We start from the raw sequence: 2068 nt of genomic DNA on the forward strand, positions 1-2068 counted from the left end.
CCGCCGATGGCGTTCGCGCTGGAACAGGCGATCGACGAAGCCGCACTTCGGATGAAGCTCGATCCGATCGCCCTGCGGAAACGCTGGGATCCCAATCCCAACCGCCAGCGTCTCTATGATTGGGCCGCAGGCCTCGATACATGGCGCAACCGGAAGACGGCTGCCGCGCAGACCGGCCGCTATCGCAGGGGCGTCGGCGTCGCCACCGGCTACTGGCTCTATATCTGGCAGCCCGGCGTGAAGATCGAACTCAAGGTCGAGGGTGGACGGCTGATCGCGAGCACCGCGACCCAGGATATCGGCCAGGGCAGCCGCACCGTGATCGCCAACACGGTCGCGCACGAATTCGGACTTGAGCCGCACGACATTGAAGTGCGGATCGGCGATTCCAGACTGCCGGAAGGACCGGGCGCCGGCGGCAGCCGCAGCACGGCTTCCATGATTCCGCCGACGCTGCTGGCCGTGCAGAAGCTGAAGGACGCGATCGAGCAGAACGCCAAACGCAAGCCGGTCCCCGGCTCCAACGCGCCATGGCGCGAAATGATCGCAGCCTCGCCCGATCTCAGCGCCACCAGCGTGCGCCCCGAAGACGCCAAACCGACCGCTCCCGGCATCCGCTCGCCACTGAAGGAAGCGGGCTTCATCGGCATCATCTTCGGCTGGATGCTGCGCCGCTTTTCCAATCTGGCGGTCGGCGCCGGTGTGCCGAGTTCGGTGCAGGTGATCGAGGTCGAAATCGATACCTGGCTCGGCCATGTCCGCGTGCTCAACGTCCATACCGGCATTGCCGTCGGCAAGATCGCCGCGCCCGCGCTGGCGCGAAGCCAGGCCACCGGCTCGGTGATCCAGGGCCTCGGCTATGCGCTGTATGAAGCGCGCGAAACCGATCCGCGCAGCGGTAGCGTGCTGTCTGCGGGGATGGAGGACTACCGCATCCCCGGAATATCGGACACGCCCGCGATATCAGTGCATTTCGACGAAGCCGGTTTTGATCATGTGCTCGGCGGCAGTGTCGGGATCGGCGAGGTGGCGACGGTGCCGACATCGCCGGCGCTGGCCAACGCCATCCGCAACGCCACCGGCATCAGGCTGACGGAAATTCCGATCCGCCCCGACCGCCTGATATCCGCCTTGAAAGGGAGGACCGCAGCATGACGTCCGCATCGATGACGGCTTCCGCCGAATTCCGCGCCGCCGGCACCGACCTCAGCGAAAGGCGGCGCAGCGGCGTCTCACAGGGACCGCTGATCGATCTGGCCGCCGCACCCGACACGATCGGCGTGACATGGGGCGCGGATGGCGCCGCAACGATCGGCGCGCTCACCTCTATCGCCGCTGTAGGCGCCGACCCGCGCATCGGGGCGGCCTATCCCGGGATCGCGGCTTCTGCATTGGGCCTTGCCACGCCGCAGGTCCGCCATCTCGCCACGCTCGGAGGCAACCTCGCGCAGCGCTCGCGCTGCTGGTATTTTCGCGATCCGCACGTCGCCTGCCTGAAGAAGGGCGGCAGCGATTGCCCGGCCCGAACGGGCAATCACCTCTACAGCGTCGCCTTCGATCTCGGCCCCTGCGTGGCGCCGCATCCCTCCACCATGGCGGCCGCGCTGCTCGCCTATGATGCCAGCATCGTCACCAGCCAAAGGCCGGCGATTTCGATCGGCGAACTGCTGGGGGATGGCTCCAACGGAACGTACGATCATGCGCTGGCATCAGGCGAAATGATCCGAAGCATCCGACTGCCCGCGCCGCTGCCGAGCGAGCGCGCGCTCTACAAGCGCGCCATCAGCCGCAGCCACGCCGAATGGCCGCTGGCCGAAGTGTGCGCCCGCGCCGTGGTGACTTCAGGCACGTTCCAGTTCATCCGCATCGCCGCCGGCGGCGTCGCGCCGGTGCCGCTCCGCCTTGCAGCTTGCGAAGCAGCCTTGCAAGGCAAGCCGGCCAGCGCGGCTGTCATCGCGGAGGCCGCAAGGCAGGCGAGTTCGGGCGCAAAGTCGTTGCCGATGACGGGCTACAAGCTCGATCTGCTGGAGGGCGTCGTGCACGATTTGCTGCAGCGGCTGGCGATGTA

Annotated in this window: 2 protein-coding genes; both read left to right on the forward strand. The window is 67.2% G+C overall.

Annotation, left to right across the window (positions count from 1 at the left end):
- The coding region (locus tag Q7U29_RS20110) for a xanthine dehydrogenase family protein molybdopterin-binding subunit (RefSeq protein ID WP_304744227.1) at positions 1–1155 on the forward strand (1155 nt) is incomplete at its 5' end.
- Positions 1152–2068, forward strand: a 917-nt coding sequence (locus Q7U29_RS20115; protein ID WP_304744228.1) for a xanthine dehydrogenase family protein subunit M, incomplete at its 3' end; no start/stop codon positions are given. The genes Q7U29_RS20110 and Q7U29_RS20115, both read left to right, overlap by 4 nt.

The organism is Bradyrhizobium sp. (assembly GCF_030654605.1).
Taxonomy (GTDB): Bacteria; Pseudomonadota; Alphaproteobacteria; order Rhizobiales; family Xanthobacteraceae; genus Bradyrhizobium.